This window comes from Cupriavidus sp. GW823-FHT07B10, from assembly GCF_058794355.1.
On the sequence record NZ_JBXAGS010000009.1, the window covers coordinates 70,280 to 84,443 of the forward strand.

General features: G+C 66.5%; 12 protein-coding genes and 2 tRNA genes. 12 read left to right on the top strand and 2 right to left on the bottom strand.

Annotated features, from left to right (window positions below; all coding sequences use genetic code 11):
• Positions 1-69 precede the first annotated feature (69 nt).
• The 4 genes from AC1Q6V_RS19630 to AC1Q6V_RS19645 all read left to right on the top strand — a co-directional run bounded on the left by AC1Q6V_RS19630 (position 70) and on the right by AC1Q6V_RS19645 (position 2,760).
• Positions 70-145: transfer RNA gene (locus AC1Q6V_RS19630), tRNA-Val, on the top strand.
• Between the two features lie 344 nt (positions 146-489).
• On the top strand, positions 490-1,089 hold the full coding sequence (locus AC1Q6V_RS19635) for a DUF421 domain-containing protein (RefSeq protein WP_010810085.1): 600 nt from the start codon (positions 490-492) through the stop codon (positions 1,087-1,089).
• Entirely contained in the window at positions 1,086-1,652 is a 567-nt protein-coding gene (locus AC1Q6V_RS19640; RefSeq protein WP_454750822.1) for a CinA family protein, read from the top strand. The genes AC1Q6V_RS19635 and AC1Q6V_RS19640 overlap by 4 nt, the downstream gene beginning before the upstream one ends.
• 52 nt (positions 1,653-1,704) lie before the next feature.
• Positions 1,705-2,760, top strand: a complete 1,056-nt coding sequence (locus AC1Q6V_RS19645; protein ID WP_454750823.1) for a DNA topoisomerase IB — start codon at positions 1,705-1,707, stop codon at positions 2,758-2,760.
• 123 nt (positions 2,761-2,883) lie between these two features.
• Here AC1Q6V_RS19645 and AC1Q6V_RS19650 read toward each other — a convergent pair whose 3' ends face one another.
• A complete protein-coding gene (locus AC1Q6V_RS19650) occupies positions 2,884-3,681 on the bottom strand; it encodes an SDR family NAD(P)-dependent oxidoreductase (protein ID WP_439668772.1) in 798 nt (265 codons plus the stop codon).
• Between the two features lie 216 nt (positions 3,682-3,897).
• Positions 3,898-5,067, bottom strand: coding sequence for a helix-turn-helix transcriptional regulator (locus AC1Q6V_RS19655; RefSeq protein WP_454750824.1), 1,170 nt, complete (start codon positions 5,065-5,067; stop codon positions 3,898-3,900).
• Positions 5,068-5,369: 302 nt separating this feature from the next.
• On the opposite strand from AC1Q6V_RS19655, the gene AC1Q6V_RS19660 reads away from it, so the two are divergent.
• The 8 genes from AC1Q6V_RS19660 (at position 5,370) to AC1Q6V_RS19695 (ending at position 14,135) form a co-directional block, all read left to right on the top strand.
• Positions 5,370-6,458, top strand: coding sequence for a 3-ketosteroid-9-alpha-monooxygenase, oxygenase component (locus AC1Q6V_RS19660; protein WP_439668776.1), 1,089 nt, complete (start codon positions 5,370-5,372; stop codon positions 6,456-6,458).
• Positions 6,459-6,472: 14 nt separating this feature from the next.
• Positions 6,473-7,300, top strand: coding sequence for an SDR family NAD(P)-dependent oxidoreductase (locus tag AC1Q6V_RS19665; RefSeq protein WP_010810079.1), 828 nt, complete (start codon positions 6,473-6,475; stop codon positions 7,298-7,300).
• Between the two features lie 71 nt (positions 7,301-7,371).
• Positions 7,372-8,202, top strand: coding sequence for an SDR family NAD(P)-dependent oxidoreductase (locus AC1Q6V_RS19670; protein WP_454750825.1), 831 nt, complete (start codon positions 7,372-7,374; stop codon positions 8,200-8,202).
• A 32-nt stretch (positions 8,203-8,234) separates the two neighbouring features.
• Entirely contained in the window at positions 8,235-8,867 is a 633-nt protein-coding gene (locus tag AC1Q6V_RS19675) for a nuclear transport factor 2 family protein (protein WP_439668783.1), read from the top strand.
• Between the two features lie 33 nt (positions 8,868-8,900).
• Positions 8,901-10,013, top strand: coding sequence for an alkene reductase (locus AC1Q6V_RS19680; protein WP_439668785.1), 1,113 nt, complete (start codon positions 8,901-8,903; stop codon positions 10,011-10,013).
• Positions 10,010-11,593 (top strand): FadD3 family acyl-CoA ligase, encoded by a 1,584-nt coding sequence (locus AC1Q6V_RS19685; protein WP_439668787.1) that lies wholly within the window; start codon positions 10,010-10,012, stop codon positions 11,591-11,593. The genes AC1Q6V_RS19680 and AC1Q6V_RS19685 overlap by 4 nt, the downstream gene beginning before the upstream one ends.
• Before the next feature lie 239 nt (positions 11,594-11,832).
• Positions 11,833-11,909: transfer RNA gene (locus tag AC1Q6V_RS19690), tRNA-Asp, on the top strand.
• Between the two features lie 291 nt (positions 11,910-12,200).
• Entirely contained in the window at positions 12,201-14,135 is a 1,935-nt protein-coding gene (locus AC1Q6V_RS19695) for a SurA N-terminal domain-containing protein (protein ID WP_454750080.1), read from the top strand.
• The last annotated feature ends 29 nt before the right edge of the window (positions 14,136-14,164 follow it).

Below are 14,164 nucleotides of genomic sequence, written 5' to 3' on the forward strand. Positions count from 1 at the left end.
ACCACGGCAACTGCCGCGAGGTGTGGAGCGATCAGCAAGTTGCAGGCAGCCAGCCTGTGATGGTCGAGCGGGTGCTTAGCTCAGTTGGTAGAGCGGCGCCCTTACAAGGCGTAGGTCGGGGGTTCGAACCCCTCAGCACCCACCACGCTTGACTAACAAAATCAAGGGCTTAGAGCGATCTAAGTCCTTTTTTGTTGGTATTTTCATCTCCCTCCGGCCGAGCCGCGCGCTAAATTGCTGTTCCGCCGTTGCTCGGCATGGCGCTCCCGGCCGGTGTTTTCCGGCGTCCCACAGATAAGCGCTATTCGCTCCCGATGTTGCGCGCGCTCTGCGCAGTTTTTTCAGGCCTGGCCCGGCACTGCACGTACGATTTCCCCGCATTCCCGCGCGAATGAGCGCATATGGGACGTGCACGGCAGCACGGCCCAGTGTCGTGAGCCTGGCGCGGAACTTGCGGAACCAGTCAGAAAATCGACTGCGGACGCCGACATGGACAGCGTGGAAGTGATCGTCGATGCGATGCGCAAGCTCGTGGGCGAAGGTGACGACCTGGCGTGGTGGCAAGGCGCCGTGCGTGCCGCCATCATCTTCGTCGGCACCTGGGCGATGCTGCGGTTGGCCGGCAGGCGGGCCTTCGCGCAAAAGACATCGTTCGACCTGTGCATCATGTTGCTGCTGGGCGCGGTGCTGTCGCGCGCCGTGGTCGGGGCCACTTCGTTCGCGGTGGCGTTTTCCGCCGGGCTGGCATTGGTGCTTCTGCACCGGGTGGTGGGCTGGCTGTCGAGCCGTTCTCCGGCATTCGACCGCGCCACTGGCGGCCACGCGCTGGACCTGCTGCGCGAGGGGGAACTGGACCGGGAGCGCGTGAGCCACGCAATGCTGACCGAGGAAGACCTCAAGGCCAACCTGCGTGCGACACTTCAGACCGACAGCTTCGACGACCTTACCCGGGTGGTGCTGGAGCGCGACGGCAAGGTGACGTTCGTGAAGGGCCGCGGCGGCGACGGCCGCGTACCCGCAGCACCGGCCACGCATGCTGTCTCGCGCAGCAACGGAGTGTCTGTGCAGGCGTCGGAGGCGCAGCGATGACGCTTGGGGAAAACGGCAGCGACAACGGCAGCATTGCGCGCTATTTGCTGCGCCACCATTTGCATGTGGTCACGGCGGAGTCCTGTACCGCGGGGCTGATCGCCTCGCGCATCGCCGAGGTGCCGGGTTGCGGAGATGTCTTGTACTGCGCCATCGTGGCGTATTCGCCCTCGGCCAAGGAACAGTTGCTGCACGTGCCGCCTGAGACCATCAGGCAACACGGACTGACCAGCGAGGCGGTCTCGCTGGCGATGGCGCTGGGCGCCATGGAGATGACCGGCGCCGACCTCGCGATCGCCAACACCGGCGTCGCCGATGATGGCGGCGATGGTGATATCCCGGCGGGTACGCAGTGCTTTGCCTGGGTGTTCCGCCGCCACGGCCATGCGGCGCGTGATGTGCTGCGGAGCACCGGGGGTATTGCCGCGTTCACGGAAACGCGGCGCTTTCCGGGGACGCGTAACGCCGTACGCGAAGCCGCTGCCGACTGGGCGCTGGCTCGCATTTGCCATTACCACGAACAGGCGCAGCGCGGGCAAGGCCACTGTGGCCCGCGCGCATGAAGCGCCTGAAGACCCGGACGGCGCGCTGGCAGCCCCGGAAAGAGACCCAGCCTTGGATAGTGCCCTCCCGACTAATGGTGCCGACAAAGCGTTGCGTACGGTATTGCGCGAGGCCGGGTTGCGTTATGTCGATGACAGTATGCCGGGCATCGGGCGCCGCCGTCAGGGCGGCGGCTTTGCCTACATCGACGCCAACGGCAAGCGCGTGGACGATGCCGCCACGCTGGCACGCATTGCTGCGCTGGCGATTCCTCCTGCCTACGAGGAAGTGTGGATCTGTGCGAACCCTGCGGGCCACCTGCAGGCGACCGGGCGCGATGCGCGCGGCCGCAAGCAGTATGTCTACCACCCTGAGTGGAGCGCGCAGCGCGATTCGGACAAATACGCGCGGTTGCCGGCCTTCGGCAGCGTACTGCCCCGCTTGCGGGCGCGCGTCGCGCGCGACCTGCGCCGCAACGGCATGCCGCGCGAAAAAGTGGTCGCGGCGGTGGTGCAACTGCTCGACGCCACGCTTGTGCGCGTGGGTAGTCCGCAATATGCGAGGCAGAACCGCACCTACGGCCTCACCACGCTGCGCCGCCGCCATGTCACCGTGCGCGGCAGCCGGCTGCGTTTCCAGTTCACTGGCAAGAGCGGCATCACCCACGACGTATCGGTCAACGATCCGCGCCTGGCCCGCATCGTGCGCAATTGTGCCGACCTGCCAGGCCAGTGCCTGTTCAAGTATCGCGACAGCGACGGCGAGATCCGCGAGGTCGGATCCGCCGACGTCAACGCCTACCTGCAACAGGCGACCGGCGGCGACTTCACTGCCAAGGACTTCCGCACCTGGGCGGGCAACGTGCATGCGCTCGCGCTGCTGCGCGCGGCCGGCGCGGACGGCGAAGCAGCGCGCAGGAAGTGCGTGGCCGGGGTCATCAAGTCAGTGGCCCAGCGCCTGCGCAACACCGTGGCGGTGTGCCGCAAGTGCTATGTCCATCCGGCGGTGATCGAGGCCTTCATCGACGACGGATTGCAGGACTGCGCGCGCGTCGCCATCGTCAGCCGCCTGCGTGCCGACGAAGCACGGCTGCTGAAGCTGCTTGCAGAACGGGCCAGGACTGCATAGGGCGTCCCGCGGTGAGCCTCGAGCGTCGAAAGGCAGACGGAAGAACCAGGGCTGGACGTCCGGCCGGAGGATGGCGACCCAGTATGAGAACGGCCCAGCAGCCACAGGGCAGGGCGCTCCGATTCAGCGCTGCGAAGGAATGTTGCCGCCGTCGACGATGAGCTCGGTGCCGGTGACGTAGCTGGCCTCGTCCGACAGAAGGAAACGGACCACTCGCCCGATCTCCGCGGGGGTGCCGAGGCGGCCCAGCTGGATGCGTCGTTCGAAGGTGCCTTCGGGCAGGGCATCGATGGCAGGTTGAAGCATCGGTGTGTGGATCTGTCCGGGAGAGACGGCGTTGATGCGGATGCCGTCGCGGCCCAGGCTGTCCGCGAGCGAGCGCACCAGCGAGAGCAGGCCGCCCTTGGAGGCGGAGTAAGCCGGAATCAGGGCGTTGCCCAGCGTGGCATTGATCGACGCGATGCCGACGACTGCCGCGCCAGGTTGCGCGCGCAGGTCAGGCAGCATGGCTTGCACCAGCAGGGCCATGGCGCGCAGGTTGACATCAAGCACCGCGTCCCAGCGCGCCTGTGTAAGGCCGTCGATCCCGCTCTGGTCCACCACGCCGGCAGCATGCACCATGCCGCCCAGCACCGGCAGGGCGGCGCGGGTGCGGACCAGCGCGTCTTCCAGGCCGGCGGGGGCGCGCAGGTCGATGCCGAGCCCGAAGGTGGGCACGTCATAACGTTCGGCGAGCGCCGCGGCGACGGCACGCGCCTTGTCCTCCTGGATATCCCAGATGGCGACCGGCCGGTTTACCGCGGCCAAGGCCGCCGCGCAAGCCTCGCCAATGCCGGACGCGCCACCGGTAACCACGACCGCACTGGCCGGCGTGTTGAGGGCCACGCGAAAATCGCCGGTGGCAGGGTGTTGGATCGTCACTGGATGTCTCTCCCGGATGTCATGTTGTTGGCGCAGCCGCGGTAGACGCGGCTGATATGCGCATTGTTTCCTGTCACGCAGGATGCGACATAGTCCAAATGGACCAAAACAACCGCGCCCGAGACGATTTTCCGCCATGGCACCCTGCGGCCGGGGCGATGCGTCTGCTCATCGTGCCGTCAGCTCGCTGAGTGGCGTCGGCACGTCGTATTCACCTCAATCGAGCGGAATGATGCTGTGCAGGACGGTTTGTACCAGCGCCGCCTGGCGGGTCACCCCAGTCTTGGAGAACACGGCACGCAAATGCGCGCGCGCGGTATTGCGGCGGATGTCGAGTTCCTGCGCCGCTTCGTCCAGTGACAGGCCCTGGGTCAGCAACAGTACGAGCGACGCCTCCGTCCGGGTGAAATCGAACATATTGCGCAGTAGTTCGGCCGACCCCAGTGCCTTTTGATCGGGGTCGCGGATAAAGACAGCCACCGCGGGCTGGCGCGGACGCTCGGACCACTTCTGCGAGGCGATGGAACGCACCAGCAGTCCCAGCCGGGCGCGGTCGCTCTTGCGCGGCACCGACAGCCCGAGCGGGATGCCGGGCTGCTCCGAGTCTCGCAAGGCGATGGCCTGGCGGACCAGGGCCTGCAGCTTGCGGTTTTCCTGCGCCGAGTCGGCCATCAACTGGCCGTTGCAAATCACCAGACCATCCTTTTCCGCCAGCAAGGCGTCGGCCATGCCATTTGTGGTAAGGACCTGGCCGGTGTCGTCCAGGATCACCGAGCCGATCAGCAACCTGTCTACCGTGCCGGCGTAGAAGCGCCGCTCCGACTCGGTCGTGTTGAGGTTGGCGTGGATACGTACCGCGCGCTCCAGGTGCGGCACGATGCGCCGGCACAGCGCCTTGTCGGCCTCGGAGAAGCGGTCGCTGCCATGTGGGCGGCAGATTCGCAAGCGGCACTCCACACCATGCTCGGCGCGGATGTCTACGCCCATGATTTCAAGCACGTCGTAGGGCTTGTTGAAGAATCGATAGATCTCGCTCTCTAACCACCTGGCCTCGCCAATCAATTCATGCACGGTCAGGACTTGTGCGTTGGGCAGGTTGACGAAAGGGTCGATGGCATAGAAGTGCTGTGCGTAGGCGCCCGTTCCGACGGTGGTATCCACCGCGCTGGAAGTGATCATCAGCCCCGGCGACGTACTGGACGGCGGGCGTAGCACCAGGGTCACGTAGTTGGCGGCCAGCAGGTGTCGCAGCGCATCCAGCAGCGACTGCCATGGGATATCAAGCAGTGGGCCGTCGTACACCAGCCCGATCAGATCGCTGATCTCGTCAATGCCGAGTGCGGGCCGGCCAGGTAGCTGTGCGTCGATCCATTGAAGGCTTGTCATCGGTGCTCTCTCAAATCTGCGGCGCAATGCGGCCGGGGCATTGCGCCAGCCCGGCCGTCGGCGACCGGCGATCGGCTGGAGATAGTATCTGCTTCTCCATGCGCTGGTAGTGGGTGTTTTCCCCGGGCGCCGTGCGGGGGACGCCTGTCGTGCGGAGGGAAATAGTCCCAACAGACTAGATTCGCGCACGGACGCTCCATGTCGCTCCAGAAACGGTTGAATCTAGTCCGTCAGGACCATGCCCGTGAAGTGGCCCGGCCAGAAGAATAAGGCCATGAGCAAACAGTCACCACGGAGGAGACATGGAAGCGCAGCAGTTCCTGCAGACAGCCCCGCAGCCCACCCGCTACGCCCGCGGTTGGCATTGCCTTGGGCAAGCTTCGGACTACAAGGACGGCAAGCCACATCGGCTCGACATCTTCGGTACGCGCCTGGTCGCGTTCACCGGCGAGGACGGGGGCATCCGCATCCTCGATGCGTGGTGCCCGCACATGGGCGCGGACCTGGCTCTCGGCGAAGTGAAGGGCAACGCCATCGTGTGCCGCTTTCATGGCTGGCACTGGAATGGCGACGGCGCGTGCGAGCATGTGCCGTGCGCCAGCCGCATTCCGCCCAAGGCGCGCACACGTGCGTGGTCTGTCTGCGAGCAGAACCACCTGCTGTTCATCTGGCACGATCCCGAGAGCGCGCCGCCGCCGCCCGCGGTGGCGGTACCGCGCATCAGCGCGTGCTTCACCGGTGAGTGGACCGGGTGGACGATCCGCAAGATGGTGATCGGCACCCATTGCCGGGAGCTTGTCGATAACCTGGCGGACGTCGCCCATTTCGGGCCGGTGCACGGCTCACCAGCCGTCTATTTCTGCAATACGTTCGACCGCCACATCGGCTACCAGATGTTCCGCGGCGAGGAGAGCGAGTTACTTGGCCGGGGTCTGGTTGCGGACAGCGCGTACTTCGGGCCCGCCTACCACGTAACGCGCATGACGGCGGAGGTGGACGGCAAGCCCCTTGACACCATCCTGCTCAATTGCCACGTGCCGATCGACTCGCAGAGCTTTGAGCTGCGCTACGGCGTCATGGTCAAGAAGGTGCCGGGGCAGTCGGAGGAACAGAACCAGGAGATGGCGCAGGCGTATGTAGAGCAGGCGCAAGCCTCCTTCTTCCAGGACGTGGAGATCTGGCACAACAAGATCCGCGTCGACCGGCCCGTGCTCAGCGACGCCGATGGTCCGGTCTATCAGCTACGCGAGTGGTACCGCCAGTTCTACACCGATGTAGCCGACCTGCCCGCTGACCTTGACCGCAAGAAGGTCTTCGAGCGGCGCGACGGCGCCTGGCGCACGCTCGATGCCGTGCCGCCGGAGGCGGCGAGCAAGCTGCACCTGATCTGATGAAGGAGAGCGTCATGCGACTGGAAGGAAAAGTGGCACTGGTCACCGGCGCCGGGTCCGGCATGGGGCGGGCCATGGCCGAGCGCTTTGCGGCCGAGGGTGCGGCGGTGGTCGTGGTGGACCGCGACGACGGCGCCGCGCAAGCGACGCTCGACACGATCGGCGGCGAGGCGCACGGCATGGCGCGTGGCTGCGACGTCGCGGACAGTGCGGCGGTGGGGCGGCTGCACGAGGAGGTCGCGATGCGCTGGGGGCGGCTCGACATCCTGGTCAACAACGCAGGCATCGGCCAGGTGCCGGGAGACGGCTTCGAGCACTACCAGGTGCGCGCGGCCGAGCGCGGGCGGCAGCTGGCAGCCGGCGAGACGCCCACGGTCTATACCGACATGATCGTCGACCTCAACGATGCCGGCTGGCAGCGCGTGGTGGATGTAAATCTCAACGGCACGTTTTACTGCTCGCGCGAGGCGGTGCGGCTGATGACGCGCGCGGGGGTGGGCGGCGCCATTGTCAATATCGCCAGCGTCTCGGCGCTGAGCGGCGAAGGGCCTCTCAGCTATTGCGCGTCAAAGGCGGCCGTGCTCGGCCTCACCCGCTGCCTGGCGCGCGACCTGGGCCCGCGTGGCATCCGCGTCAACGCGATCTGCCCGGGGCCCACGCGCACGCCGATGATGCAGTCCATCAGCGAGGAATGGGCACGCAGCCTGGAGCGCGCGATCCCGCTGGGGCGCATGGCCGAGCCGGAAGAGATCGCGGCGGCGGCACTGTTCCTGGTGAGCGGAGACGGCATGCAGATGACGGGCCAGACGCTGTCAGTCAGCGGCGGCATGGCAATGATTTAACGGCGCAGGCGCGACGGCGACGCGTTCGGGTCGTTGTCCTGCCTCGATGGAAGGACAAGAGGGAGAGCAGCATGCGAGTAACGGGACGTTTGCAAGACAAGGTGGCGCTGATCAGTGGCGCTGGCACGGGGATCGGCGCTGCCACGGCTGCGCGCTTCGCGGCCGAAGGGGCGAGGGTGATGCTGTGCGGGCGGCGCGAGGCGCCGCTGCGCGCCGTGGCCGAGGAGATCCGGTCGCGCGGCGGCGAGGCCGCGTGGATCCGGGCCGATGTCACCAACGAGGCGGATGTGGAGCGGGCGGTGGCCCAGACCGTCGCACAGTTCGGCGGCCTGCATGTCATGGTCAATAACGCGGTCAACTATACCTGGGGCGTGCTCGACGAGGTCAGCACGCAAGCCTGGCGGCAATGCCTGATCGGTAGCCTGGACGTCGCCTTCTTCGGCACGCGCGCGGCGCTGCGCGTGATGAAGGCGGCCGGCGGCGGCGCCATCGTCAACCTGGGTTCGGTGGCGGGCCTGCTTGGCAGTCCGGGGCTGTCGGCCTATGGCGCGGCCAAGGCGGGCGTGCTCAACTTCAGCCGCGCCGTGGCGCTCGAGGGCGCAGCCCGCAACGTGCGCGTCAACGTGGTGATTCCCGGTGTGGTCTGGAGCGAGGGCACGCGCGAAGCGCTTGCCAGCGAGGAGGTCGCCCGCGGTACCGCACGCGCGGTGCCGCTGGGGCGCGTGGGCGAACCGCACGAGGTGGCTGGCGCCATCCTGTTCCTGGCGTCGGACGAGGCTTCGTATATCACCGGGCAGAGCCTGGTAGTCGATGGCGGCAAGACCTGCCGGCTCGACGTGGGCGCAACCGACTACGTGTCGGAGACGTCAGCCGAGCGGCGCGCCGCGCCGCAGGCAAGCTGAGCGCACCCTACTGAATGAGCAAGGAGAGGCAAATGACAGCAGACATGGAATCGATGCAGGCCCGACTCGATCGACTCGAGTCGGTCAACGAAATCCGCATGCTGCCGGCCAAGTATGCGCTGGCGCTCGACATGCGCGACCTCGATGCCTGGACCAGCCTGTTTCCCGAGGACGTGGCGGTGGGCAAGGACCAGGTGGGCCGCGAGCACTTGCGGCGCTGGATAGACGAGACCCTGCGCAACCAGTTCACGGTGACCTCGCACCATATCGGCGGACACATCATCGAGTTCCAGGATGCGGACCATGCGAGCGGCGTGGTGTATTCGAAGAACGAGCATGAGACCGGCCCCGAATGGGTCATCATGCAAATGCTCTACTGGGACGACTACGAGCGCATTGACGGCCGCTGGTATTTCCGGCGCCGCCTTCCATGTTATCTGTATGCGAGCGACCTGAACAAGCCGCCTATCGGCGACAAGAAGATGCGCTGGCCGGGCCGTGAGCCCTACGAGGGTTCCTGGCATGCACTGTGGCCCTCGTGGAAAGCGTTCTGGAACGCCAAGCCGAATGAGGCGCTGCCCGGCGTCGCCGAGCCGGTACCGCTGGATCGCTTTCTCGAGACGATGCGTCGCGGTTCGGCACTTCCCAAGGTCCGCACGCGCTGACGCCATGCCGAAACCGATCAAGGGATCATCAAGATGAGCGCAAGCCTGTTTGAGCCACTGCAGCTCGGCGACATTGCACTCGCCAATCGCATCGTGATGGCGCCGATGACGCGCAGCCGCGCCGGCGCGGGCGACCTGCCCACCGGCCTGCACCAGGCGTACTACGCGCAGCGCGCGGGCGCCGGGCTGATTATCGCGGAGGGCACTTACCCTAGCCGGCATGGCAAAGGGTACTGCCGCACGCCGGGCATCGAGACCACCGCGCAGATCGACGCCTGGCGCGACGTGTCAGGTTCCGTGCGCAGCCAGGGCGCGGCGATGGTGCTGCAGCTGATGCACGTCGGGCGCGTGGCGACGCGCCATAACAAGGCGCCAGACGCCCGGACGGTGGCCCCGTCGGCGATCCGCGCGCGCGGCACCATCTATGCCGACGGCCACGGCCTGGTCGGGATGGAGGTGCCCCGCGCGCTGGCCGCACATGAAGTCACGGCCGTGATCGAGGAGTACCGCCAGGCCGCCGTCAATGCGCTGGCCGCCGGATTTGACGGCGTCGAGCTGCATTGCAGCAGCGGCTACCTGCCGATGCAATTCCTGCTTCCTTGCACCAATCAGCGCACCGACGGCTACGGCGGCTCGCTGATGGCGCGGCTGCGCTTCGTCGTGGAGACGCTCGAGGCCATCGCTGAAGCGATCGGGACCGGGCGCGTGGGCCTGCGTATCTGTCCCGGCAACCCGTATAACGACATGCACGATGACGATCCCACCGCCACGTACAGCGCGCTGCTCGATGCCGTGGCGCCGATCGGGCTGGCCTACCTGCACGTGAGCCGCTCGCCGGATCCTGCGCTCGATGCATTTGCGCTGGCCCGTCGGCATTTCGGCGGTGCGGTCATCGTCAATGACGGTTTCGACGGCGCGAGCGCCGTGCGTGCAGTGGCCGGCGGCGTCGGCGAGGCGGTCTCGTTCGCCCGCCATTTCATCGCCAATCCCGACCTGCCTGCGCGCCTGCGGCACGGTGCGCCGCTGGCCGCGTTCGACCGCACGCTGCTGTATACGCCGGGAGCGCGTGGCTACACCGACTACCCGGCCGCCGCGGAGCTTGCCGCGAGTGGCCAGATCGTTCCCCAGGGAGGCTTGCAACCGTGAGCGACTGCCTCGCACCGATTTCAACCATACCCAATGCCGTGGCACACGCGGCGCGGCTGCGCGCGGATGCGGTGGCCATCCAGGAAGACGGCCTGTCCTTGCGCTATGGCGCGCTGCACGAGACGGCGCGAGTCGCAGGGCGTGCGTTGATGGCGCTGGGCGTAGCGCCCGGCGAGCGAGTTGCCGTCTGGGCGCCTAACCTGCACGAGTGGATCGTCGCTGCGCTCGGCATCCAGATGGCCGGCGGCGTGCTGGTACCGCTTAACACCCGGCTCAAGGGCGGGGAGGCCGCAGACATTCTCGGGCGTAGCGGTGCGCGGGCGCTGATCTGCATCGGCGAATTCCTTGGCGTCGACTATCCCGAGATGCTGCGTGGGCTTGCGCTGCCGGCCTTGCGCCACCGCGTCATTCTGCGCGGCGAACGCGAAGGCGCTTTGTCTTGGGAGGCTTTCCTCGCCCGCGCCGAAGACACACCCGAGGCCATGCTTGACGCGCGCATCGGCGCGCTGACACCGGACAGTCCGTCCGACCTGCTTTACACCTCCGGCACCACGGGGCGGCCCAAGGGCGTGATCACCACGCACGGGCAGAATCTGCGTGCCTTCTCCGACTGGTCGGACATCGTCGGCTTGCGCGCCGGCGACCGTTACCTGATCATCAATCCCTTCTTCCATGCCTTCGGCTACAAGGCCGGCTGGCTCGCGGCCCTGCTTCGCGGCGCCACCATCCTGCCGCTGGCGCAGTTCGACGCCGAAACCGTGCTCGCTCGCATCGAGCGGTACCGCGTCAGCTTCCTGCCGGGCTCGCCCACGCTCTACCTGAGCTTGCTTGCCCATCCGCGGCTGGATGCATACGACTTGTCATCGCTGCGCGTGGCGGTCACGGGGGCGGCGTCGATCGCGCCAGAGCTGATCCGGCGCATGCGCAAGGTGCTCGGTTTTGACGTGGTGCTCACTGCTTACGGACTGACCGAGTGCTGCGGCCTGGCGACGGTCTGCCGGCTCAGCGACGCGCTGCAGACTATCGCCAACACGAGCGGGCGTGCGCTCGCCGGCGTGGAGATTCGCTGCGTAGACGCTGAAGGAAACGACGTCGCCGCCGGTGAGCCAGGCGAAGTGTGGATCCGCGGCTACAACGTCATGCGTGGGTACTTCGACGACGAGGCCGCCACACGCGAGGCCATCGACGACGCGGGGTGGCTGCATACAGGCGACATCGGCAGCCTCGACGCCGCCGGAAACCTGTGTATCACCGGCCGGCTCAAGGAAATGTTCATCGTCGGCGGCTTCAACTGCTATCCCGCGGAAATCGAGCACCTGATTGGCACGCATCCAGCGGTGGCGCAGGTCGCGGTGGTCGGCGTACCCGATGCGCGCCTGGGCGAGGTTGGCCGCGCCTTCGTGGTGTTGCGCGACGGCGAGAGCATGAGCGGGGAGGCATTGCTGGAATGGTGCAAAGCCCGCCTGGCAAACTATAAGGTGCCGCGTTCCGTGGCCTTCATGGCGGCCCTGCCGACCAATGCCACGGGCAAGGTCGTCAAGCACGAACTGATGGCGCTCCAGGCGCGCATGTGCGCCTGAGCGTGCAGGGCGGAATTGGCAGCCGAGGGTACAAGATTGAGTCATCCGGGTATTGCGCAGATGATGAACACAAGCTATAGTTCGGCCTCTTGCAGCAGGGCACGGTCGGCAAGGGAAGGTTGGCAGGCGTTGTAGGCTTATGATTTGTAAGGAAATTTGATTCCCTTGCAAGGCGTCCTCAGCACCCACCACTCTCCATCGCAAGGACATGTGCATTGCCGGCAGCAAGCACCGACACAGGAGTGGTAGTTCAGTCGGTTAGAATACCGGCCTGTCACGCCGGGGGTCGCGGGTTCGAGTCCCGTCCACTCCGCCAGTTTTAAGGAAACGCCCGCATTAGCGGGCGTTTTTCATTGATGCGGAGTGGAGGAAGCCGCCTGCGCGGCTTCCGGCGGGAATCGAAGGGCTGCGCTTGCAAGCGCAGCAGCGGCCCGCGGGACGTGGGCGAGTCCTGTCCACTCCGCCAGTTTTATTGAAAACGCCCGCATCAGCGGGGCGTTTTCATTTGTTCCCTCATGTTTCCCACCCTGCACAAGGGTGCGTGCCCAGCGGCTCCTGATAGAATTGTGGAGTTTGTCTTTCGTGCCAATCCACTACCCGAATCCGCATGCTTGATTTCGTACGCAACAACCGGCGCCTGATGCTCTTGCTGCTGCTGGTGCTTGTTTTCCCGTCGTTCGTGTTCTTCGGCGTGGAAAGCTATTCGCGCTTCATGGACAGCTCGCACGATGCCGCCAAGGTCGACGGCCGCGCCATCAGCGTGCAGGAGATCGATAACGTCGTGCGCGACCAGAGCGAACGCGCGCGCCAGGTCCTGGGCGCCAGCTATGACCCGCGCCAGTTCGAAGGCCCGGACGCCCGCAGGGCCGTGCTGGACCAGCTGATCCTGCAGCGCGTGATGGCCAGTGCCGTTGCGCGTGAGCACCTGACCGTGTCCGACGCCAAGCTGCTCGAGGAAATCAGCAACCTGCCGGCGATCGCGCAGTTGCCGCGCACCAAGGACGGCAAGGTCGACGACAAGGCCTACCTGCAGCTGCTGCAGTCGCAGGGCATGACGCCCGAGCAGTTCGATGCCCGCATGCGCTTCGAGCTGGCCACGCAGCAGCTGGGCGCATCGGTCGCCGCGACGGCATTCGTGCCCAAGTCGCTGCTCGATCGCCTGATCGCCGTGCGCGATCAGCAGCGCGATGTGCAGGCGCTGCTGTTCAAGCCGGCCGGCTACACCGCCAAGGTGCAGCCTGATGCAGCCGCGCTGAAGGCCTACTACGACAGCCACCAGCAGGCCTTCTCGGTGCCGGAACAAGCCAAGGTCGAGTACCTGCTGCTGTCGGGCGAGGCCCTGGCCGCGACGCAGCCGGTCACGCCCGAAGAGCTGAAGTCCTACTACGACAGCAATATCGCGCGCTTCCGCATCGACGAGCAGCGCCGCGCCAGCCATATCCTGATCAGCGCGCCGAAGGATGCGCCGGCCGCCCAGCGCCAGGCCGCGAAGGACAAGGCCACCAAGCTGCTGGAGGACCTGCGCAAGCACCCTGACACCTTCGCCGACGTGGCGCGCAAGAACTCGCAGGACCCGGGCTCGGCCGAGAAGGGCGGCGACCTGGGCTTCATGGGCCGCGGCGCGCTGGTCAAGCCGTTCGAGGACGCCATGTACGCGCTCAAGGATGGCCAGGTCAGCGACGTGGTGGAAACCGACTACGGCTATCACATCATCAAGCTGACTGGCATCAAGCCCGCCGAGACCAAGCCGCTGGAAGCCGTGCGCACGGAACTCGAAGCTGAGCTGCGCAAGCAGTTCGCCGACAAGAAGTTTGCCGAGCAGGCCGATGCCTTCGGCAACACCGTCTATGAGCAGGCTGACAGCCTCAAGCCCGCCGCCGACAAGTTCAAGCTGACCATCCAGACCGCCGACAACGTCACGCGCCAGCCGAACCCGGCGCTGGGCGCGCAGAGCCCGCTCAACAACGACAAGCTGCTCAAGGCGCTGTTCAGCGACGACGCGATCAAGAATAAGCGCAACACCGAGGCCGTCCAGGTGGCCCCGAACACGCTGGTGGCCGCGCGCATCGTCGAGTACCGCCCGGCGGCCGTGCGCAAGTTCGAGGAAGTCGAAGCCAAGGTGCGCGAGGGCTATATCGCCCAGCAGGCGGCCGAACTGGCGCGCAAGGACGGCGAGGCCCGGCTTGCCGCACTGAAGAAGGCAGACAGCGCCGACGGCTTTGGCGCGGTGCAGACCGTGTCGCGCGCCAAGGCCGAGGGTATGCCGCCGAAGGCGGTCGAAGCGGTGCTGCGCGCCGATGCGAACAAGCTGCCCTCGGTGGTGGGTGTCGACCTGGGGGCCGAAGGCTACGCGGTCTACCGTATCACCAAGGTCAGCCAGCCGACGCAGGCCAACCCGGCGCAACGCCAGGCCGAAGCGCAGCAGCTGTCGCAGCTCGCCGGCCAGACCGACCTGCAGGCATTCTATGAAAGCCTGAAGGCACGCTCGAAGGTCAAGATGCTGACGCCGGTGGGTGCCACGCAGCCGCAAGGCGCCGAGTAAGCGCCAGATCAGCCGCGGCAGCCCCGCTG